A 20,258-nucleotide genomic window follows, 5' to 3' on the forward strand; every position below is an offset into this window, starting at 1 on the left:
CCTACGGTTGCAGGCGACCGACCCGCCACGCCGACTCCGCCACAGCCTCGGGATCGCGCTCGAACACGATCCGATCGTGCAGCCGAGAGGTCCGCCCCTGCCAGAACTCGATGCGCCACGGGCGCAGCCGGTAGCCGCCCCACCGATCCGGTCGACGGATGTCCTCGACGCCCGCGTACTCCTCCTCGAGCTCGCGCACGCGCTCCTCGAGCTCGGCGCGCGAACCGATGGGCTGCGACTGGCGGCTCGCGGTCGCCGCGATGCGCGACCCGTACGGGCGGGTCGCCCAGTACGCGTCGGACTCCTCGTCGGCGACCGGCGCGACGATTCCGGTCACGATCACCTGCCGGTGGATCAGGTACCAGGGGAAGAGCAGTGTCGCCGTCGGGCTCGACGCGAGCGCCTGGCCCTTGCGCGAGGAACGGTCGGTGTAGAACACGAACCCGCGATCGTCGACACCGCGCAGCAGCACGGTCCGGCTCGAGGGCGTGCCATCCTGCCCCACCGTGCCGAGCACCATCGCGTTCGGCTCGTACACGCCGCGCTCGTCGGCCTCGGCGAGCCACCGGTCGAACTGCACGAACGGGTCGGCGGCGATCGCCGCCTCGTCGAGGCGCTCCTCGCCGTAGTCCTTGCGCCGGGCCAGGGCGTGCTCGACGGATCGGGCGATCCGGTCGGGGTCGATCGCGTCGCTCATGCCTCCAGCGTACGAGTCGGGCTCCCCGGCGGCGATGCCTCGACACGGGTCGGGCGATGCGGCGCGCGGCCCGACGTGGTAGACCTCTCCGCCGATGGACGGAGCAGCTCGGATCCCGGACGCGATCGGTCGCATCGCGGCGTCCCTTCGCTTCGGTCGGCGACGTCTCCTCGGACGTCGACGCGGTGATGGGTCCGCGGCGCGCCGAGCGGCGGTGCCCGCGGCCGACGCGGCGCCGTCGGCGGCGCGTCGCCCCGCCGGTCTCGTCCCCGCCGACGCAGGACGATTCCTCGTCAGGCTGCTCGTCCTTTCCGCGCCGTTCTGGGTCGCAGGCTGGCTGCTCGACTGGAGCGATCGGATACCCATCCGACTGCCGCTCAGCGCGCTCCAGTTCCTCGTCGTCCCGGTCGCGGCGCTGATGGTGTGGCGCCGCAGTGGCGGAGTCGCGAGCGCGCTGCTCCGTCGATCCCTCGACGTGTACAGGATTCCGGGCGTCACAATGCGGATCGCGGTGTTCGCGCTCATGCCGGCGCTCGTCGCCGTCACGTACCTCCTGACCTCCGCCCGTGACTCCACGCGCGCTGCCGCGACGCCCCTCGCGGTGCTTCCGCTGTTCTTCGCCCTGTACTGGTTCAGCGCAACCTGCGAGGCGATCGGGTGGACGGCCGTCATGACTGATGCGCTCCTGCCCGCGATGTCACCGTGGCTGGTCGGCGCCATGACCGGTGCGGCATGGGCGGCGTGGCACGCGGTGCCGTTCCTGCAGACCGGCAACGCGGCGACGTGGATACTCGCTCAGTGGGCGTTCAGCATCGTCTTCAGGATGCTGATGACCCGCGTGTACACGATGACCGACCGTTCGATGTTCGCCGTGATCGCGCTTCAGGCCACGTACGACACCTCGTTCTCGATGGTGCCGTTCTACGGGTCGGGCTACGACCCCGCGGGCCTGACCGTCGTGACCCTGCTGGCGTTGATCGTGATCGCGGCGTCCGACCGGCGCCACCTGTCTGGTTTCAGGACATCGTGAACGGATGTCTCGATCGACCCCGAGCGGACCGACCAGCCACGAACGAAAACGGCTGAACCCGCGTCATCCGCGGGTTCAGCCGTTCACAATGTCCTGAGACATCACGTTGGTGGACCCAGGGGGATTCGAACCCCCGACCTTCTCATTGCGAACGAGACGCGCTACCAACTGCGCCATGGGCCCGAGCCGTGAACGACTCTACCATCCCCTGAGGGGTGGTCCGGACCACCCCTCAGACGGCGGTGCGACGGCGCCGCAGCACCTGGTCGAGGTCGCCCAGTCCCGGTTCGGCACCCTCGACGATGCCCATCCGCTCGTAGGGATTCGCGGGCTCGGACGCCGAGACGGCCTGGCGCCGCGTCCCCGCGTCGCCGACCGCCTCCGCCGATGCCCGTTCGACGGATGCCGCGGGTGGCCGCAGCACGGGGACCTGCGGTTCCATGCGCTCGGCTCGCTCCGAGAGTTCGGCCTCCGTCGCGGCCCGCTTGAGCTGCTCGGCTTCGGCGATCGAGGCCATGACGCTCGCGGCGATCGTCCCACGGGCGAGATGGAGCGGTTTCGGCAGCGGCTGCGGCGTCCACCCGGTTCCCCGGGAGGGCTCGGCCTCCTCGACCTCGATGGGCTCGAAGGGCTCGGAGACCGGCACCGCGACGGGCGCCGCGACGACCGGGCTCGGCCGCCGACGGGAGAGGACGGAGAGGCCCGTCATGGCCGCGACGATGCCCACGCCCCCGCCCGATGCGACAAGGACGGTGCCGCCGGTGGCGATCACGACGAGCCCGACGACGAGGGCGACGAGCGAGGCGAGGAGCAGCAGCGAGCACATCGCACGACGGCGACGCCGGACCCGTCCGGCGGCACGGAGGTCGGCGGCGCCGTGCGCGGGCGCGCCGCGGCGTCCCGCCGGCGCGTGTTCGGCGGCAGCACGCTCCTCCTGCGCCGCGAGCTCCCGCTCCGCCGCGGCCGCCGCCTCCTCGGCGGCGATGCGCTCGGCGATCGCGAGGTTCTCGGCGGCCTGGGCCTCGAGGCGCGACGCGAGCTCGTGCTCGTGGAGGATCCGCTCCTGCGCCGCGACCTCGCGCGCGGTCACGCCCGTGCGGACCTCCTCCGGCGCCTCGGCCGTCTCGGCGAGGATGCGGAGGGTCTGCTGCAGGCGCACCGCGTTGCGCTCGGTGGCGAGGTACTGACGGCGGCGGAGCCAGCTCGGGAGCAGATAGGCGATCCAGAGCGTCGCGGCAACCGCCACGAGCACGCCACCGCCGATCGGATCCATGGCACCACGCTAGGTCACGGGGCGCCGGCGATCCCGCTCGCCGTGGGGCGTGTCAGCGATCCCCCACCCGAAGGGGGGTGCGTGCGGCCTGGCGGTCGATCTCGGGGATCGAGGCGGACTCCGCCGGCGCCCGACCCTCCCGCCAACGGCGGAGCACTCCGCCCGGCACCTCCTCGGCGACGAGCGCGAACGCGAAGTGGTCGCGCCAGTCGCCGTCGATGTGGATGAAGCGCCGGCGCAGTCCCTCGTATCGGAAGCCGAGCTTCTCGACGACGCGGAGCGACGGCCCGTTCTCGGGCCGGATGCAGATCTCCATGCGGTGCAGGCGCAGCGTGCGGAAGCAGTGGTCGGTCGCGAGTGCGACCGCCGTCGGCGTGATGCCTCGGCCGGCGACCTCCTTCGCGACCCAGTAGCCGATCGACGCCGACGCGAGCGACCCGTGGGTGATCGACGAGACGTTCAGCTGCCCGACCAGTTCCTCCTCCCACTCGATGACGAACGGGAGCGCCGTGCCGGCACGCGCGTGGGCGTTCAGGTTGCGGATGCTCGCGCGCGCGTCGATCACCGTGCCCCCGCCGGGGTAGGTCGCCTCCCATCGGCGCAGCCACGCGCGATTGTCGAGCAGCACCCGTTCGAGCTGGCGCGCGTCTCGCACCCGGATCGGACGGAGCGTCAACGACCCGTCGACGAGGGTCGGAACGGATGCCACGGGCACGTCAACCTCGTTCGAGCCCGGCAGCGAACTCGACGAGCCACTCGCGCAGGTCGGCACCGAGGTCGTCGCGGTCGGAGGCGAGCTGGACGACGGCCTTGATGTAGTCGAGCTTGTCGCCGGTGTCGTAGCGACGCCCCCGGAAGACCACGCCGTACACGCCGCCCGTGCCCTCCACGTCGCCGGCCATCTCCATGAGCGCATCGGTCAGCTGGATCTCGCCGCCCTTGCCGGGCTCGGTGCGGTGCAGCACCTCGAACACCTCGGGCTTCAGCACGTACCGGCCGATGACCGCGTAGTTCGACGGCGCGACCTCCCTGGCCGGCTTCTCGACGAGGCCGGTGATCCGCACGACGTCGGGGTCGTCGGTCTCCTCGATCTCGGCTGCGCCGTAGAGGTGGATGCTGTCGGGGTCGACCTCGAGCAGCGCGACGATGCTCGCGTCGCGCGCGACCTGCTCGTCGAGCATGCGCGTGAGCAGCACGTCGCGTTCGTCGATGATGTCGTCGCCGAGGAGGACCGCGAACGGCTCGTCGCCGACATGCATCTCGGCGCGCAGGACCGCGTGGCCGAGCCCCTTCGGGTCGCCCTGGCGGACGTAGTGCATCTGCGCGAGCTCGGTCGACTCGTTGACCTTCTGCAGCTTGGCCGTGTCGCCCTTCTGCTCGAGCGTGTACTCGAGCTCGGCGACGCGGTCGAAGTGGTTCTCGAGCGCATTCTTGTTGCGGCCGGTGATCATGAGGACGTCGGTGAGGCCCGCGCCGACGGCCTCCTCGACGACGTACTGGATGGCCGGCTTGTCGACGACCGGCAGCATCTCCTTCGGCATCGCCTTGGTCGCGGGCAGGAAGCGCGTTCCCAGGCCGGCAGCGGGGATGACGGCCTTCGTGATCCGTTCTGTCATGGGCTTCAGCGTAGCCGTACGCGATCGGCGTCGGACGGATGCATCGTCCTAGGATGGCTGCCATGCCCGACGATCCGACCGTGGTCAAGCGCATCCTCCGCGCCGAGCTCCGCGAACGCCGGCGGAACATGCCCGCGCACGAGCGGGAACTGGCGACCGAGGGGTTCACCTCCCGCCTGCAGGAGCTCGTCGGATCGACCGAGGCGACGTCGCTCTCGTGCTACCTCTCGATGCCGACCGAGCCGGACACCCGACCGTTCGTGAACTGGGCGGAGGCGAACGGCATCCGGGTGCTCTTCCCGATCACGCGTGAGGACGGCCTCCTCGACTGGACCGTCGGCGAGGAGGAGGACGAGGTGACCGGGCTGCACGGCATGCCGGAGGCCGTCGGCGAGCTCCTCGGTCCGATGGCCATCAACGACGTCGACCTGATCCTCGTCCCTGCCGCGGCGGTGGATGCGACCGGCATGCGCCTCGGCTGGGGGCGCGGGTATTTCGACAAGACCCTCGGTTCGATGGGAAAATGTCCTCCGGTGTACGCCATCGTCTTCGACGGCGAGTTCGTCGAGGAGGTGCCGCGAGAGGTGCACGACCAGCCCGTGAACGGCGTCGTGACCCCCACGCGGATCGTCGCGTTCTGACCTCGCGTACCCGAACTCCACCGACGGACATCGAGAGATCACCATGCCCACCTATTCCTACCGCTGCACCGAATGCGGCGAGGCCTTCGACATCCAGCAGGCCTTCACCGACGACTCCCTGACCGAGTGCCCGGCGTGCTCGGGTCGGCTCCGCAAGCTCTACGGCACGGTCGGCGTGACCTTCAACGGCTCGGGTTTCTACCGCACCGATTCGCGCGAGTCGAACGCGACGGGCGGGAAGGCCACGAGTGGGGCCTCCGGCTCGGAGTCGGGGTCCAGCGGGTCCTCGTCGTCGGCGTCGTCCTCGTCGGGGTCGTCGTCCACCTCATCCGCGAGCTCGACGACGAGCTCCTCGTCGACCGCCGCGTAGGTCGACGTCCTGACCGCGCACACCACGACGGAAGCGAAGGGGGCCCACCGCGTGCTCAAGGGATTCAAGGAGTTCATCCTCCGGGGGAACGTCATCGACCTCGCGGTCGCGGTCGTCATCGGCGCCGCGTTCACGGCGGTCGTCAACTCGATCGTGAACAACCTGTTCAACCCGCTGATCGGTGCGCTCTTCCGCGCCGACAGCCTCGACTCCGCGTTCGTGTGGGAGATCCCGACGATGGACGGCAGTGTCGCCGAGGTGAAGTTCGGCGCCGTGCTCGGCGCGATCCTCACCTTCCTCATCGTCGCCGCCGTCGTCTACTTCGTCTTCGTCATGCCGATGAACGTCCTCAAGGAGCGAGCGGAGGCGCGTCGTCAGGCCGGTGAACCGAAGGCCGAGGACCCCGAGACCGAGCTCACCGTGCTCGCCGAGATCCGCGACCTGCTCGCCGCGGAGCGGCAGGGGCAGTCGGGATCGCATCGGGCCGACTGACCACGCTTCGCACCCGGCTCGGGTGAGCGTCGACGATCGGCGGGCGCAGCGGTCGTCTCACCAGTGCGGCGGTCGCTCGCGCGTGATCCGATCATCGTCAGGGCGCGGCCTCCCCGGCCCGCGGTCCTCCCGCTCGTCGTGTGCGCCGGGCACGGCCGACTCGGGCTCGGGATCCGTGCCCGGCGCCGGGGTGAGTCGGGCGCGTCGCGCGCCGCGCGCACGCTCGACACGCTGACGCGGCGCGACGGCATCCTCCTCGCCGCCGCCGTCGCGGTCGGAGGGATCCGTCACGCGGTCTCCGCCTCCTCGGCTGCCGGCGCTCCACGCCCGAGCAGGGAGGCGACGCGTTCGGCGACCGCCTCGGGATCGCCGAAGAGTTCGAAGCTGTGCACGCGCAGGTAGTGCCATCCGAGTCGGCGCAGCACGTCGGGCCGGAGCCGGAGGGACTCCCGCAGGCTCTGGCCGACGAGTGCCTGGTCGGTCTCGACGACGACCGCCCTGCCCGCGTGCGACGCGGCGAGCGAGAGCGTGTCGCGATGGCCCACGCTCACCCGGATGCCGCGGCGTTCGAGCCGCGAGGCGAGGTCGACCAGCATCGGGTCGCCGCGACCGCGGTCGCGCATCGCGTCCTTCTGCTCCTCGGTGTGCGAGAGCACGCTCGCGAGGGCGACGACGCCGTGGCGCTGGCGGTCCTCGTCGATGTCCTCGGGCCGGAAGGCCGAGACGATGTCCATCGAGCGGCGCGCGCGCGTCATGGCGACGGCGAGCAGCCGCTCGCCGCCGGGCTCGCCGAGCGCGCCGAAGTTCGACAGCAGCCGTCCGTGCGGCGTTCGGCCGTAGCCGATCGAGAACACGACGCGATCTCGGCTCTGCGCCACCGCCTGCTCGAGCGTGAGCACCGTGAACGGCTCGGCGCGGTCGCGCAGGATGAAATCGGAGAGGTCGCTGCGCTTGGCGAACGCGGCGAGCACCGCCTGGTGGACGCGGGCCGCGTGGCGCGCGCTCGCGGTGATGACCATGAGCGACTCGCGCGGTCGCTTCACCGCGTGCTCCATCACGAGCTCGACGACCTTGGCGACCTCGGCGTCGAGACTCTCCACCGTGCCCGTCACGGGGTCGGGCAGCCCGTTGCCGCGGACGTAGTGCAGCCCGAGGCTGCCGTGACCGAGGAAACTGCCCGCCCAGGGCATCGAGACGATGCGCCCACCGTAGAACCGCCGATTGACGAGTTCGGCGAGGTCCTCGCCGCCGGCGCGGTAGCTGCGCGTCAGGGTCATGGTCGGCAGCAGGTCGGCGAGACGCGCGAGCGCCGAGTCGGCGTGCAGCGCGTCGACGCCGTGCTCGGCGCGCGGACGCTCGTCGCCGTCGGCCCGGATCGCGAGCTCGAACCGTGTCGGAGTCTGCGTGACCGGGTCGCCGAAGGCGACGACCTGGCTCGCGCGCCGGATCGCGCCGAGGTTCTCGGCGATGGTCGTCGCGCCCGCATCCACGAGGAGTACGGTGTCGAACCGGATCGCGTCGTCGATCTCCGGCACCTCGTACGGCGACGCGAGCCAGACGGGCGCGAGCAGCCGGAACAGGTGGGGCGCCTCGCGGTGCAGCCGATCAGGACGAACACGGTCGCCGCGCAGCATCCGCCGGAGCCGCTCGGCCTCGTCAGGCTGGTCGACGAGCGCGACCCGCCACGCCTCGGCGAGTCGCCACGCGAGCAGCGGCCCCGCGGCGGAGGCGTGCGCGTCGTCGACGAGCCGGAAGTCGGATTCGAGCCGGTCGAGCACACTCGTGTTCGCTCCGAGGAGCGCGGGGTCGCCGGCGAGCATGAGCTCGAACACCGACTGCCACCAGGCGAGCTCGAGTTCGGAGGCGACCTGCTGTTCGGGAACGTGACGTCTGGCGAGGTCGACGAGCAGCGGATCGAGCCCGAGCCCGCGGAGCTTCTGCAGCAGCGCCGTCCGCTCCTGCAGGTTGAGCAGCACCTCGGACTCCGCGGCGAGGCCGACGAGCGTCGCCTCGAGGTCGCGCAGAGGGCGGGCGCCGAGTCGTTTCGGCGTTCCGGCCAGGCCGAGCGGCGCGTCGAGTTCCTGCAGGTCGGCGGCGACCGTGTGGTACGCCACGTGCACGTCGTCGAGTCCGACGGGCACGCTCGGCACGGCACCCGCCTCCGAGTACCGGTGCCAGAGCGTGCGCTGCTGCTGGATGCCGCGGAGCGCGGAGTTCAGGTCGCCGACATGCACACCGGGGCGCACGTACTCGAGTGCGAGGCGCTTGAGCCGGCGGCGGTTCGCACCGGACATGCCGGTCTCGCGTCGCGGCGCCGTCGCCGCGATGAGCTCACCGAGCGGGCGGTCGTAGACCGACGGCAGGAACTTGTCGAGCGTGTCGCGGACGTCGTGCAGCAGCCGGAGGAAGACGCCCAGCTCGGCGACCGACTCGAACTGGCGCAGGCGGGTCTGCGCGATGAGCGTGCGAGCGCGGTCCAGGAGTCGCGGCACGTCCGTCGCGCTCAGCCGCTTGGCGAGTTCGTGGGCGGCCGTGGCCTCCTCGGACGTGGCGAAGTCGGCGCCGTACCAGGGGGAGTCGCCGGGGCCGTAGCGGAACTCGCCGAGCGTCGCGGCGCGGACGAGGTCTGCCGCGACCGCGTCGCGGCCCGCGGCGAGCGCGACGAGCGAACCGCGGTCGAGGCGTGCGGTCGTGTCGGGCGGCTCGGGCATCGACGCGAGCCCCGCGAGCGCGGTCAGCGCGTCGAGGACCGACACGCCGAGCTCGCCGTCCTGTCGGGTGAGCGCCTGCCGGTAGTCGAGGAGCACCCGGCGCAGGCGCACCAGTGCGTCGTCGATGTCGGCGATACGCGGCTGCTCGGCCTTCTCGTTCCGCGCGATCGACTGGATGAGGTCGCGGCGGAGGCGATCGGTGCTCACGGCCAGTCCGCCGAGGCCGACCTGGCCGAGGCGGTGCGCGATACCGTCGAGGCTGGCGCGTCGGGCGCCGACGACGAGGACGCGACGCTCGTTGGCGACGAGCGCCCCGATCGCGTTGACGATCGTCTGCGTGCCGCCGGTTCCGGGGAGGGTCTTCACGACGATCGAGTCGCCCTGCTCGATGCGGGCGATCACCTGCTCCTGCTCGGGGTCGGCGTCGAGCAGGAGCCGGTCGGTCGAGGGCGGACGCTCGTCCTGCGGGACGATGCTCGGCGGTTCGGCCTGACGGGACACGGCAGCGCGCGCGTTGGGGTTGCCGGCGATCGCGTCGATGACCGGGTGCTCGAGCCGCGAGGCATCCGCCCCCATCGCCGGGCCGACCTCGGCGAAGGACGAGACCACCAGACGCGGAGCGACGTGGAAGGACGGCAGGTGCGAGGTCAGTCCGCGCAGCCGATCGATCACGGGCTGCGGCTTGAAGACGCCGTTCGTGATGGCGAGCGCGACGAACGCATCGGCGTCGAGGGTGATCTGGAACCGCTCGTGCAGTTCACGCGCCAGCGCGGGATTGAGGAAGGGCTGGCCCTTGAGCTTCAGCTCGAAGTCGCGGCCGTAGCGGCGGATGGCGAGCGGTCGGAGGAGCACGGGCGCGAGGAAGTCCTCGCCCCCGGCCTGCCACGATGCGAGGCCGATCGCGAGGTGCACCGACTCGATGCCGCGCACGGATCGGAGCTCGACGCCCTTCTGCGTGATCTCGGCGGCCGCGAGCCGCGCGTTGCGCAGGGCCAGTTCGTCGCGGATGAGGCTCGAGAGGAGCGTGGACTTGCCGGTGATGAACTGCGGCAGCCCGCCGGGATGGGTCGTCGAGAGTTCGATGCGCGTTCGCGGTGCATCGTCGAAGTGCACGAGCGGGGAACGTCCGCCGAGGTCGCGGAGTTCCGCGTGCCAGCGCCGCCAGCTCGGTTCGGCGATGTTTCCGGCGACGACCGAGGGGTCGCCGAGTGTCACTGCGTGCGGGGTCGCGGGGTCGCGTCCGGGAACCGTCGACCCGGCACGCTCGGCGGCCGGGGTCTCGGTGCCGTCGTCGAGGAAGTCGTCCCCGTCGTTCCGATCGAGCCGTTGCACATCGACACCATACGGCCGAGGGGCGCGATCCTTCGGAGCATCGCCGCGCTGCGGAGATTTCGATACCCACCGGGTATTGATACCATGGGGGTATGCTTACCCTGGCACACCACCGCACGAGGAGCAGCAGATGAAGTCGATCTCCCCCACCGAGGCCCACGCCGTCGCCGATCCGTGGATCCTCGACGTCCGCGAGGGTCACGAACTCGAGCAGGCGCGCCTCGACGACGCGCACCACATCCCGCTCGGCACGCTCGACGAGCGCCTCGACGAGGTGCCGCGCGACCGCACCGTCTACGTCATGTGCCACGCCGGGGGCCGCAGCGCGCAGGCGACCGAGTACCTGGCCTCCCAGGGCGTCGACGCCGTGAACATCACGGGCGGCATCACCGAGTGGTATCGCTCCGGACTCCCCCTCACCGTCGGAGGTGCCGAATGACCGCGAACATGGCGACCGAATCGACCGCCGACGCCCAGCGCCGCATCGCCAACCGGCTGAAGCGGGCACGCGGCCAGCTCAACGCCGTCATCGACGCCGTCGAGTCGGGCGCCGACTGCCGAACGGTCGTCAACCAGCTCGCGGCGGTCTCGAGCGCGCTCGACCGAGCGGGCTTCGCGGTCATCTCGACGGCGATGCGAGACTGCGCCGCCGATCCCGAGGGCAAGGTCGACGGCTCCGGCGAACGCCTCGACTTCGACGAGCTCGAGAAGCTGTTCCTCTCGCTTTCCTGATCCGTCGGCCGACGCCATGACGGCCGCCGCCCGATTCGATTCGGGACGGCGGCCGTCGTGTGCTCACGGAGCGCCTGGTCGGGCACCCCGGCGTCAGACGAGGGAGGACAACTCCAGGCCGTGGGCCTTCGCGACACCCTCGTTGGTCAGCTTGCCTGCCGTGGCATTCAGGCCCTTGGCCAGGGCGGGGTCCGCGGCGAGCGCGGCCTCCCAGCCGAGGTCGGCGATCTTCAGCGCGTACGGCAGCGTCGCGTTGGTGAGCGCGGGCGTCGAGGTCGCGGGGACTGCGCCGGGCATGTTCGCGACGCAGTAGTAGATCGCGTCGTGCACCAGGTACGTCGGGTCGGCGTGCGTGGTCGCACGCGAGCCCTCGAAGCAGCCGCCCTGGTCGATCGCGATGTCGACGAGCACGGCGCCGCGCTTCATGGTCGCGACCATCTCGTCGGTGACGACCTTCGGCGCGGCCGCACCCGGGACCAGGACCGCGCCGATCACGAGGTCGGCGTCGCGCACCTGGCGAGCGGTCTCGTACGGCGAGGATGCGAGGGTCTTGATCCGGTGCTCGTACCGGGCGTCGATCTCGCGCAGCTTGGGCAGCGAGATGTCCATGACGGTGACGTCGGCCCCCATGCCCATCGCGGTCGCCGCGGCCTGCTCGCCCGCGACGCCGCCGCCGATGACGAGCACCTTGGCCGGGGCCGTGCCGGGCACGCCGGCGAGGAGGACGCCGCGACCGCCCTTGGACGCGTGCAGTGACGACGCGCCGACCTGCGGCGCGAGTCGGCCGGCGACCTCGCTCATCGGGGTGAGCAGCGGAAGCGAGCGGTCGGCGAGCTGCACGGTCTCGTAGGCGATCGCGGTGACACCCGAGTCGAGGATCGCGCGGGTGAGCGGGAGGTCGGCCGCGAGGTGGAGGTAGGTGAACAGCGTGAGGTCGGCGCGCAGGAACCGGTACTCCTGCTCGATGGGCTCCTTGACCTTCAGCACGAGTTCGGCCGCCCACGCCTCCTCGGCGGTCGCGACGATGTTCGCGCCTGCGGCGCGGTACTCGTCGTCGTGGTAGCCCGCGCCCTCGCCGGCCCCCGCCTGGATGTCGACGCGGTGGCCGCGCAGCGAGAGCGCGTTCGCTCCTGCCGGCGTCATCGCGACGCGGAATTCGTTGTTCTTGATCTCTGCAGGCACGCCGACGTGCATGATGGTCGCTCCGAATGCTGTGTGGATGTGTGCTTCCATGGTCGCCGCATGTTCGTTCTTTGTGAAGTGGTTCCGCATACTGTTCGGTAGACTCTCGACATCCGTCCCGAATATTCGAACCGGAGCGCCACCGTGACCGATCTGCCGAAGTTCAGCGAACCGACCCGCGTGGTGCTCGACGACATCGACCGGCAGATCATCGCCCGACTGCACGAGAACGCCCGCATCCCGAACGTCGACCTCGCGCGCGAGGTCGGCGTCTCGCCGTCGACGTGCCTCGCGCGCGTGCGCTCGCTTCGCGAGCGCGGCGTCATCACGCGCTACACCGCTGAGATCAACCCCGCAGCGCTCGGCTTCACGCTCCAGGCGCTCGTCTCGGTCCGGATCCGACCCGGTGCCCGTCATCTCATGGAGCAGATCTCCGACGACCTGCGGCGCGAGCCCGAGGTCGCGCAATTGTTCTTCCTCGGCGGCAGCGAGGACTTCCTCATCCACGTGCGCGTGCGCGACAGCGAGCACGTGCGCCAGTTCGTCCTGAAGAACCTGTCGGCGAATCCCGCCGTGGCCCTCACCGAGACGAACCTGGTCTTCGAGCACCACACGGCCGAATCGGCGGGCCTGCGCGCCGTCCTCTGACCGTTCCCCGAGCCGGATGCCGCGGCCCGCGTCAGCGCGTCACGGGGAGGATCTCGGCGAGGTCGAGCCCGTCGGGCGTCTCGAGCTGCTCGTAGGTGCAGCTCTCGGGCTCGCGGTCGGAGCGCCAGCGCCGGAACTGCGCCGTGTGTCGGAATCGGTCGCCCTCCATGTGGTCGTAGGCGACCTCGACGACCAGCTCCGGTCGCAGCGGAACGAACGAGAGGTCCTTGCCCCCGCTCCACCGACTGACCGCACCCGGCATCCGGCCGCTGCGGTGGGCCTCCTGGTCGGCCCATTCGCCCCACGGATGCCGCGACGGATCCTCCTCGACGTACGGCGCCAGGGTCTCGACGAGCTCGCGGCGCTTCGCCATCGGGAAGGACGCCGCGACGCCGACGTGGTGCAAGCGCCCGTCGTCGCCGTACAACCCGAGCAACAGCGATCCGATGATCCCGCCCGTCTTGTGCCAGCGGTAGCCGGCGACCACGCAGTCCGCCGTGCGCTCGTGCTTGACCTTGAACATCGTCCGCTTGTCGGGCTGGTACGCGCCGTCGAGCGGCTTCGCGACGACGCCGTCGAGCCCGGCGCCCTCGAACCGGGCGAACCAGTCCTCGGCCTCGGCGAGGTCGGCCGTGGCCGGCGTCACGAACACCGGGTCGGATGCCTCGGCGAGCGCTTCGACGAGGAGGGCCCGCCGTTCGGCGAACGGGCGGGACATGAGATCGTCGTCGCCGAGCGCCAGCAGGTCGAACGCGACGAACGAGGCCGGCGTCTGCTCGGCCAGCAGCCTGACCCGGCTCGCCGCCGGATGGATGCGCTGCTGGAGCGCCTCGAAGTCGAGTCGTCCGTCGGTCGCGAGCACGATCTCACCATCGACCACGCAGCGCTCGGGAAGGTGCCGACGCAGCGCCTCGACCAGTTCGGGGAAGTACCGCGTCATCGGACGCTCGTTACGGCTGCCGAGTTCGACCTCGTCGGCGTCGCGGAAGACGATCGTCCGGAAGCCGTCCCACTTCGGCTCGACGTGTCCGACGTCGGGGATGCCCTTCACCGACTTCGCGAGCATCGGCTTGACGGGAGGCATCACCGGCAGGTCCATCCGCCCATCATGCTCTCCTCCTCCGATGAGCGCACCCGGGCGCGGGCGAGCCGCCCCACTCGTGCGAGTAGCATCGCCCCGCCGGAGGGTCAAGGGACTGCCGGGCGAGCGCCCGGCCGCGTAACCTCGGGAACCGGAGTCGCGTTCGGGGGCGCGCGAACCACGGAGGGTGGGGAACGACCATGTCCGAATCGGAGGACCACAGGCCCGAGGGCCACGAGCCGGAGGACGCTCGGGCGTCTGGTGATCGGGTCGCGGAGGCCGCGGTCGAGGAAGTCGAGCGACGCGCGCGCGCCCAGGAGGACGCCGACGCCGACGAACGCGTCGCCGTCCGCGACGACGACGGTCGGATCACCGAGGAGCGGGCGCAATGAGCTCCATCCTCGACCGTCCCGAGCACGAGACCGGCCTCCTGCCGTCGATCGGCGTCTGGTGGCCCATGCTCGAGGCGCCGCTGCAGCGCGAGATCCTCGAGAACCCGACCGCTCCGCTGCGTGCCGTCGTCGTGCGCAGGATCCTCGAACTCTGCGAACTGGACGATCGCCCGGTCCCGCGCTCGGGCGTCCGGCTCGGCGCGAACGAGCGCGCGTACCTCGCGGGCTGGACCCACTCCGCCGACTGGATCTGAGACGACGTCGGATGAGACCACGTCCAGCGCTCGAACGCAAGCCGTTGAGCCGACCCGGTCCCGCCCGGTAGACCAGAAGGATGGAGCGGATCCACTACGCGGGCGGTGAGTTGCTGACCGGAAGCGCGATCGCGGGCGCGATCGTCGACTACGCCGCCGCGCTCGCCTCGCGGCGGTCCGCGGCATCCGTCGACATCCCCATCCGCACTGCGGACGGTTCCACGACCCGCGCGCACCTCCTCATCGGCCCGGCCAGCCAACTGCTCACCGAACCGGTGGAGACGGATGACGACGAACTCGAGGACGAGGAGTTGGTGTCCCGCCTTCAGGCCGCCACGTCGGCGCTCTCCGCGGTCCGGCCGGTCATCGGAGGACCCGACGGGTTCGACGACGATGACGATCGTGACGACCTGGAGTGGCCGCCGATCCGCTGAGCGAGGACCGACGGGTTCAGCCCACGAATTCCTCCGACCCGTTTCCCGGGTCGCCTTCCTCCGCGCTCGCGGCCTCCTCTTCCTCGCCGGGAAGCGGGTCGTCGGGCGGGATCGGCACGATGCTGATCGGGATGCCCGGGCCGACGAGCAGTTGAGCGGGTTGCGGGCGTCCCTCGCCGAAGTTGACCGTGATCCAGTCTGCGGTGCCGCTCTCGTACGCCCGCTCGATCGCACTTCGTATCGCCTCGACGTCGGCCTCGCCGACGGAGTACTGCAGGCCGTCGTACAGGATGTTGACGCGTTTCACGACTCCTGGCCTCCGTTCGGTTCGACCGGATTCCGCGCTTCGGGCTCCGGGACGAGCACGAGTCCACCGGGCGAGTTCGCCGTCGCCATCAGCGCATCGACCCATGATCGGTTGATCGAGGGCTGGCGGCCACCCGCGTACTTGAACACGAGCGGGATACGCGGATGGATCCACAGCGTCGTCCGACCATTGCCGATCGACGGGTCGTCACGCCAACTGAAGTAGAACGACTCCCCTCGGCGCAGCTTCGCTCCGATCACGAGCTGCAGGTGCGCGAGCACACGGTCGTCGAAGTCGACACCGAGGGTCGAGTCGTACGTCAGCTTCCCCACGTCCACCTCCGTCGCAGCATGGTCTGAGCCACAGCGTAGCCGCGCGACGTGCGGTGGAACAGGGGTTGCCAGCCCGCGGTGGCGCAGTCCGATCCCGGCGGGAGCGGTCCGGTCCGGTCTTCCGGGAGACCGGCCCGTCCGACGCTCAGGCGCGCCGGTGCGCCCGGTAGAACTCGAGCAGCGCACGGGTCGAGGCATCCTGCGCCGCTGCAGCCGCCTCGTCGCCCTCGATCGCCGGCGCGATCTCCAGCGCGAGCTGCTTGCCGAGCTCGACGCCCCACTGGTCGAACGAGTTGATGCCCCAGACGACGCCCTGCGTGAACGTGATGTGCTCGTACAGGGCGATGAGCTGGCCGAGCACCGATGGCGTGAGCGCGGGCGCGAAGATCGATGTCGTCGGACGGTTGCCGTCGAACGTGCGCGCGGCCACCAGCGGCCCCGTCGTCCCCTCGGCCTCGACCTCCGCAGCCGTCTTGCCGAACGCGAGCGCCTTGGTCTGCGCGAGGAAGTTCGCGAGGAACAGGCCGTGCACGTCGCGACCGTCGTCGTCGAGCGGGTAGGCCGGGTTCGCGAACGCGATGAAGTCGGCCGGGATCAGGCGCGTGCCCTGGTGGATCAGCTGGTAGAACGCATGCTGGCCGTTCGTGCCGGGTTCGCCCCAGAACACCTCCCCGGTCGTGGTCGTGACCGGCGAGCCGTCCCAGCGGACCGACTTGCCGTTCGACTCCATCGTCAGCTGCTGCAGGTAGGCGGGGAAGCGGTGCAACTGCTGCGCATACGGCAGGACGGCGTGCGACTGCGAGCCGAGGAAGTTCGTGTACCACACGTTGAGCAGGCCCATCAGGACCGGCACGTTCCGCTCGAGCGGCGTCGTGCGGACGTGCTCGTCGACCACGTGGAACCCCGCGAGCAGCTCGCGGAACGCCTCGGGCCCGAGCTCGATCGCGAGCGACAGCCCGATCGCCGAGTCGACCGAGTACCGGCCGCCCACCCAGTCCCAGAATCCGAACGCGTTCTGCGGGTCGATGCCGAATGCCGCCACCTTGTCGAGCGCCGTCGAGACCGCGACGAAGTGGTGGGCGACCGCGTCGGTGCGGGATGCCTCGTCGCCGCCGATCGCACCCGCCGACTCGAGCCCGGCCCACAGCCAGTCGCGCGCGAGACGCGCGTTCGTCAGCGTCTCGAGGGTCGTGAAGGTCTTCGAGGCGACGACGAAGAGCGTCGTCTCCGGCTCGAGGCCGGCCGTCTTCTGCGCGAGATCGGTCGGGTCGATGTTCGAGACGAAGTGCGCGCGGATGCCGGCGTCGGCGTAGGGCTCCAGCGCCTCCGAGACCATGACCGGGCCGAGATCGGAACCGCCGATCCCGATGTTCACGACGTCGGTCACGCGTCTGCCCGTCACGCCGAGCCAGTCTCCGGACCGGACGCGGTCGGCGAACGCCGCGACACGGTCGAGCACCTCGTGCACGTCGTGGTCGATGTCCTGTCCGTCCACGACGAGCGCGGGCCGCGCGCCCTTCGGGCGACGAAGCGCGGTGTGCAGCACCGCGCGGTCCTCGGTGGTGTTGATGTGCTCGCCCGCGAGCATCGCGGAGTACCGGTCGGCGACGCCGGTCTGCGTTGCGAGACGCACCAGTGAGGCGACGATCTCGTCGGTGACGAGGTTCTTCGACAGGTCGACGTGCAGGTCGGCCAGCGGCAGGCTGAGTCGTTCGACGCGGCCGGGGTCGGCGGCGAACCAGGCGCGGAGGTCGGGTTCGAACGCGTCGCGGAGGGCCTCGAGCTCGGACCAGGCGGCGGTGGCGGTGGGATCGATCGGCGTGCTCACCCGCCTCACGCTACCCGCCCCCGAGAGGTCCGTGAACCCGTGCGACGCCGGGCTACGGGAGACGGGCCGGGACGCCCGGTCGGCCCTGGTGCCCCTGGAGGGACTCGAACCCCCAACCCTCTCCTTAGGACGGAGCTGCTCTTCCATTGAGCTACAGAGGCTGACCGGTCGAGTCTAGCGGGCGCACGGGAGCGGCCCGAACGCCGGGCGCGCAGCGGACCGGGGCGGAGAGTGGCTCAGTTGTAGCCGAGCACCACGATCGCCGACGTCGACGGGGCGAGCTCGTCGACGAACCCGTTCTCGTCGAACCGGTTGTCGTCTGAGGGCTGCGTCATCGCGGTCACCTTGCTTCGCTTCTCTGGCGGGGGACCCTCAGGCTATCGTCGGCGACGCGACCCGGTCATTGTCCGGAACGTCCAAGTTCCCGCGGAGGTTTCGCCATGATGTCACCCATCGGCGCAGATGAAGATCGTCAGGCGGGCGGGTACAGGTAGAGCGCCTCACCGACCGGGATCGTGCGCACGTGGTACGAGTGATCGGAGTTCCAGTTGTACTCCTCGATCGTGACCGTGCCGTCGCCGTTGACCGCCTGCACGTACGCGACATGGTTGTACGGGAACCACGCGACCGCGCCGACGACCGGCTCGCTGCTCGAGGGCCAGCCCTTCGCCGCCCACTCGTCAGCCCACATCCAGGCACTGCCGGAGGCGAGGTTGCTCCAGTCCCACTTCCAGGGCGCGCCCGTCACGCCCGCATCGCGGTTGAGACGCCACGCCACGAAGTCGACGCACTCGCGGTAGTAGTAGCGCAGCGGGGAGAGTCCGCCACCGTAGTCATCGGGCGTCTCGTACCACCACGGGTAGTCGTCGCCCTCGGCCTGCTGGGCGACGATCGCGTACTCGCCCGTTCCCCGGGAGGCCAACTCGGCCTCCCAGGCCGCGCGCTCGGCCTCGGCGGCCGCCGCGTCGATCTCCTCCTTCGTCGTGACGGAGAAGCTGTCGCTGGACACCGCGGCGCCGGCGGCGAGGTCGGAGACCTCGAGGCCCTGCGCCTCGGCGATCGACAGGCTGAACTTGGTCGGCGCGCCTCCCGGCAGGTGGCCGCCCGGCAGGAAGGCGTAGGCGGGCAGGGCGACGGTGCCGACGAGCGCCGGTACGAGGAGGACCGTCGCCGCGACCCGCATCGGCCCGTTGCGACGCGAGACGGGTCTCGGTTCGCGAGCGCCCACCGGGGCGGACGACCGACTCGCGGCGCGTCCGGCGGAGGCGCGGAGGGCGGAGCGGCGTCGGCCGGCCGTCCGCGTGCCCGGCGAGGAGGGCGCCTGAGCGGCCGCGGCGGCGACGGAGGCGGACGAGGCGCTCGGAGGTCGGGCGTCGACCACGGTGGCGGCCGGAATCGCTGCGGGGTCCGCATGGGATGCGGCGGGCGCGGCGACGACGGCGGGGAACGGCGGGCGACCCGCGACCGGCGCCTGGGGGGCGGCTCGCTCGACGGGCGGACGCGACGCACGGCTCGGCATCGGTGCACGATGACCCGGCGCGGCAACAGAACCGGCCGGGCGGACGGGTCGGTCGGACGCTCCGGGTCGGTCGGACGCTCCGGGTCGGCGGGAGAGCGGCGGCCGACCGTCGACGGGCGCACCACCCGGAACGGGCGCGCGCCGGGGAATCGTGCCGAATTCCGGCGAATCGCCGCCCTGCGGCGTGTGCGGCGCCTGCGGCGCCCGGGGCGGTGCCGCCGGCCGCGCCGGCTCGCGACGGTCGGTCGGCAGTGCCCGCGCCGCACCGGCGTCGCGCAGGACCGAGCGGTCGCGAAGCGCGGTGGCCTCTCGCGGCCCCACTCCGTCGGCCGGACGCTCGCGGTCCGCGCGGCGACCGGTCACCGGCGGCCGGGCCGCGCCATCCGGACGCACCACGGAGTCCGGACGCGGCGCGGCTCCTCCGGACCGGCTCCACCGGTCGGCGGTGCCATCTGCAGGCATGCCGGAGAGCGGTCGGGGTCGCATGGTCGGGGGCTGGCCGTGCGCGTCGTCACCGTACAAGGATGTTGAACCTCCGTCCCGCACCGGCTCGGGGGAGGCGGTCGCGGGGGCGTTGCGGGTCGGCCGGAGCCGGGGGTGCTCCGGACTCGTCCCACCCTAGGGCACGGCCCGAGCGGTTGTCACGATGCGCCGCGCCGACGCTCCGCCCGCAGCCTCAGGCGGCGCGTTCGAGGAAGTCGCTCCACTGCGGCAGCGGCCGCTCGAACCCGCGCACGACCCACCCGCGCCCGTGCGGCATGCGGGGCGTGATCCGCAGCGTCCAGCCCATCTCGGCGGGCGTGTGGTCGCCCTTGGCGTTGTTGCACCGCAGGCAGCACGCGACGAGGTTCTCCCAGGTGTCGCGCCCGCCGCGCGAACGCGGCAGCACGTGGTCGATCGTCCCGGCGGACTTTCCGCAGTAGGCGCAGCGGTGCTCGTCGCGGCGCAGGACGCCGCGACGGCTGACCGGCACCTGATGCACGCGGGGCGTCCGCACGTATCTCGTGAGGAGGATGACGCTGGGTCGAACCCAGTCGCCGGTCGTGCCGTGCACCGGGTTCCCCTCGTCGTGCAGGATCACGGTGGCCTTCTCGTTCATGACGAGCAGGAGGGCGCGCTTGAACGAGACGACCGCGAGGGGTTCATATCCGGCGTTGAGCACGAGGGTGCGCATGGGGAGCCTTTCGATCGGTGCTGGATGGCTTCCAGCCGCGTGAAGGGAAGGACGATCCGGATGCCGCGGGGTGCGCGCAGCCGCCCCGGAGACGCGAAACGGGCACCGTCGTGAAGACAGTGCCCGTCGGCATCCCGGCGCGGTCGCGACTCGGCTGACTACTGCGCCGCTGGTCGTAGAGCACGCGCGCACCCGCGGAATGGGTGCTGCTGC

23 protein-coding genes, 2 tRNA genes and 1 pseudogene are annotated in these 20,258 nt (G+C 71.3%); 10 read left to right on the forward strand and 16 right to left on the reverse strand.

The window, feature by feature from the left end; genetic code table 11:
• Position 1: 1 nt before the first annotated feature.
• The gene (gene pdxH, locus ACIQH8_RS05375; RefSeq protein ID WP_400995785.1) at positions 2-697 is read right to left on the reverse strand and encodes a pyridoxamine 5'-phosphate oxidase; all 696 of its coding nucleotides are present in this window, start codon (positions 695-697) and stop codon (positions 2-4) included.
• A 214-nt stretch (positions 698-911) separates the two neighbouring features.
• Here pdxH and ACIQH8_RS05380 point away from each other — a divergent pair, with 214 nt between their 5' ends.
• Positions 912-1,727: a type II CAAX prenyl endopeptidase Rce1 family protein gene (locus ACIQH8_RS05380; RefSeq protein ID WP_400995787.1), complete on the forward strand. Its 816-nt coding sequence runs from the start codon at positions 912-914 to the stop codon at positions 1,725-1,727.
• Positions 1,728-1,834: 107 nt separating this feature from the next.
• Here the strand turns inward: ACIQH8_RS05380 and ACIQH8_RS05385 are convergent.
• The 4 genes from ACIQH8_RS05385 to galU all read right to left on the reverse strand — a co-directional run bounded on the left by ACIQH8_RS05385 (position 1,835) and on the right by galU (position 4,616).
• A tRNA-Ala gene (locus ACIQH8_RS05385) sits at positions 1,835-1,910 on the reverse strand.
• 49 nt (positions 1,911-1,959) lie between these two features.
• Positions 1,960-3,000 (reverse strand): hypothetical protein, encoded by a 1,041-nt coding sequence (locus ACIQH8_RS05390; protein ID WP_400995789.1) that lies wholly within the window; start codon positions 2,998-3,000, stop codon positions 1,960-1,962.
• Between the two features lie 52 nt (positions 3,001-3,052).
• The gene (locus tag ACIQH8_RS05395) at positions 3,053-3,709 is read right to left on the reverse strand and encodes a GNAT family N-acetyltransferase (RefSeq protein ID WP_400997835.1); all 657 of its coding nucleotides are present in this window, start codon (positions 3,707-3,709) and stop codon (positions 3,053-3,055) included.
• Positions 3,710-3,716: 7 nt separating this feature from the next.
• Positions 3,717-4,616 (reverse strand): UTP--glucose-1-phosphate uridylyltransferase GalU, encoded by a 900-nt coding sequence (galU, locus tag ACIQH8_RS05400; RefSeq protein ID WP_400995791.1) that lies wholly within the window; start codon positions 4,614-4,616, stop codon positions 3,717-3,719.
• Positions 4,617-4,678: 62 nt separating this feature from the next.
• On the opposite strand from galU, the gene ACIQH8_RS05405 reads away from it, so the two are divergent.
• A complete protein-coding gene (locus ACIQH8_RS05405) occupies positions 4,679-5,257 on the forward strand; it encodes a 5-formyltetrahydrofolate cyclo-ligase (protein ID WP_400995793.1) in 579 nt (192 codons plus the stop codon).
• Positions 5,258-5,300: 43 nt separating this feature from the next.
• Positions 5,301-5,441: pseudogene (locus ACIQH8_RS05410) on the forward strand (FmdB family zinc ribbon protein); the annotation flags it as partial.
• A 14-nt stretch (positions 5,442-5,455) separates the two neighbouring features.
• Here the strand turns inward: ACIQH8_RS05410 and ACIQH8_RS05415 are convergent.
• A complete protein-coding gene (locus ACIQH8_RS05415) occupies positions 5,456-5,695 on the reverse strand; it encodes a hypothetical protein (protein WP_400997917.1) in 240 nt (79 codons plus the stop codon).
• On the opposite strand from ACIQH8_RS05415, the gene mscL reads away from it, so the two are divergent.
• A complete protein-coding gene (gene mscL / locus ACIQH8_RS05420; RefSeq protein ID WP_328289327.1) occupies positions 5,679-6,119 on the forward strand; it encodes a large conductance mechanosensitive channel protein MscL in 441 nt (146 codons plus the stop codon). The two genes, ACIQH8_RS05415 and mscL, sit on opposite strands and share 17 nt — an antisense overlap.
• Positions 6,120-6,176: 57 nt before the next feature.
• Here the strand turns inward: mscL and ACIQH8_RS05425 are convergent, their stop codons facing one another.
• A complete protein-coding gene (locus ACIQH8_RS05425; RefSeq protein WP_400995796.1) occupies positions 6,177-6,410 on the reverse strand; it encodes a hypothetical protein in 234 nt (77 codons plus the stop codon).
• On the reverse strand, positions 6,407-10,162 hold the full coding sequence (locus tag ACIQH8_RS05430; protein ID WP_400995798.1) for an AAA family ATPase: 3,756 nt from the start codon (positions 10,160-10,162) through the stop codon (positions 6,407-6,409). Before ACIQH8_RS05430 ends, ACIQH8_RS05425 begins: the two co-directional genes overlap by 4 nt.
• 130 nt (positions 10,163-10,292) lie before the next feature.
• Here ACIQH8_RS05430 and ACIQH8_RS05435 point away from each other — a divergent pair, with 130 nt between their 5' ends.
• Together ACIQH8_RS05435 and ACIQH8_RS05440 are read left to right on the forward strand one after the other, a co-directional pair.
• Complete coding sequence (locus ACIQH8_RS05435; RefSeq protein ID WP_400995800.1) at positions 10,293-10,601, forward strand: rhodanese-like domain-containing protein; 309 nt, start codon at positions 10,293-10,295, stop codon at positions 10,599-10,601.
• Positions 10,598-10,894, forward strand: a complete 297-nt coding sequence (locus ACIQH8_RS05440) for a metal-sensitive transcriptional regulator (RefSeq protein ID WP_400995802.1) — start codon at positions 10,598-10,600, stop codon at positions 10,892-10,894. The genes ACIQH8_RS05435 and ACIQH8_RS05440 overlap by 4 nt, the downstream gene beginning before the upstream one ends.
• 93 nt (positions 10,895-10,987) lie before the next feature.
• On the opposite strand, the gene ald is transcribed toward ACIQH8_RS05440, so the two are convergent.
• Positions 10,988-12,088, reverse strand: coding sequence for an alanine dehydrogenase (gene ald / locus ACIQH8_RS05445; protein ID WP_400995805.1), 1,101 nt, complete (start codon positions 12,086-12,088; stop codon positions 10,988-10,990).
• A 132-nt stretch (positions 12,089-12,220) separates the two neighbouring features.
• Between ald and ACIQH8_RS05450 the strand changes: the two genes are divergently transcribed.
• Entirely contained in the window at positions 12,221-12,724 is a 504-nt protein-coding gene (locus tag ACIQH8_RS05450; RefSeq protein WP_400995807.1) for an Lrp/AsnC family transcriptional regulator, read from the forward strand.
• A 31-nt stretch (positions 12,725-12,755) separates the two neighbouring features.
• Here the strand turns inward: ACIQH8_RS05450 and ACIQH8_RS05455 are convergent, their stop codons facing one another.
• Positions 12,756-13,823 (reverse strand): ATP-dependent DNA ligase, encoded by a 1,068-nt coding sequence (locus tag ACIQH8_RS05455; protein ID WP_400995810.1) that lies wholly within the window; start codon positions 13,821-13,823, stop codon positions 12,756-12,758.
• Between the two features lie 182 nt (positions 13,824-14,005).
• Here ACIQH8_RS05455 and ACIQH8_RS05460 point away from each other — a divergent pair, with 182 nt between their 5' ends.
• The 3 genes from ACIQH8_RS05460 (at position 14,006) to ACIQH8_RS05470 (ending at position 14,885) form a co-directional block, all read left to right on the forward strand.
• Entirely contained in the window at positions 14,006-14,197 is a 192-nt protein-coding gene (locus ACIQH8_RS05460) for a hypothetical protein (RefSeq protein ID WP_400995812.1), read from the forward strand.
• The gene (locus ACIQH8_RS05465; RefSeq protein ID WP_400995815.1) at positions 14,194-14,451 is read left to right on the forward strand and encodes a hypothetical protein; all 258 of its coding nucleotides are present in this window, start codon (positions 14,194-14,196) and stop codon (positions 14,449-14,451) included. The genes ACIQH8_RS05460 and ACIQH8_RS05465 overlap by 4 nt, the downstream gene beginning before the upstream one ends.
• An 80-nt stretch (positions 14,452-14,531) precedes the next feature.
• Positions 14,532-14,885: a hypothetical protein gene (locus tag ACIQH8_RS05470; protein ID WP_400995818.1), complete on the forward strand. Its 354-nt coding sequence runs from the start codon at positions 14,532-14,534 to the stop codon at positions 14,883-14,885.
• A 16-nt stretch (positions 14,886-14,901) separates the two neighbouring features.
• Here ACIQH8_RS05470 and ACIQH8_RS05475 read toward each other — a convergent pair whose 3' ends face one another.
• The 6 genes from ACIQH8_RS05475 to ACIQH8_RS05500 form a co-directional block, all read right to left on the reverse strand.
• The gene (locus ACIQH8_RS05475) at positions 14,902-15,192 is read right to left on the reverse strand and encodes a hypothetical protein (protein WP_400995819.1); all 291 of its coding nucleotides are present in this window, start codon (positions 15,190-15,192) and stop codon (positions 14,902-14,904) included.
• Positions 15,189-15,524, reverse strand: coding sequence for an ATP-dependent DNA ligase (locus tag ACIQH8_RS05480; protein ID WP_400995821.1), 336 nt, complete (start codon positions 15,522-15,524; stop codon positions 15,189-15,191). The genes ACIQH8_RS05475 and ACIQH8_RS05480 overlap by 4 nt, the downstream gene beginning before the upstream one ends.
• A 145-nt stretch (positions 15,525-15,669) precedes the next feature.
• Positions 15,670-17,352 carry a glucose-6-phosphate isomerase gene (gene pgi, locus ACIQH8_RS05485; protein ID WP_400995824.1) on the reverse strand — a complete coding sequence of 561 codons (1,683 nt, stop codon included), beginning with the start codon at positions 17,350-17,352 and terminating at the stop codon, positions 15,670-15,672.
• Positions 17,353-17,438: 86 nt separating this feature from the next.
• Positions 17,439-17,513: transfer RNA gene (locus tag ACIQH8_RS05490), tRNA-Arg, on the reverse strand.
• A 311-nt stretch (positions 17,514-17,824) separates the two neighbouring features.
• The gene (locus ACIQH8_RS05495) at positions 17,825-18,535 is read right to left on the reverse strand and encodes a CHAP domain-containing protein (RefSeq protein ID WP_400995827.1); all 711 of its coding nucleotides are present in this window, start codon (positions 18,533-18,535) and stop codon (positions 17,825-17,827) included.
• Between the two features lie 1,012 nt (positions 18,536-19,547).
• Positions 19,548-20,045 (reverse strand): HNH endonuclease, encoded by a 498-nt coding sequence (locus tag ACIQH8_RS05500; protein ID WP_155053284.1) that lies wholly within the window; start codon positions 20,043-20,045, stop codon positions 19,548-19,550.
• Between the last annotated feature and the right edge of the window lie 213 nt (positions 20,046-20,258).

This window comes from Agromyces sp. GXQ0307 (assembly GCF_044769845.1).
Classification (GTDB): Bacteria; Actinomycetota; Actinomycetes; order Actinomycetales; family Microbacteriaceae; genus Agromyces.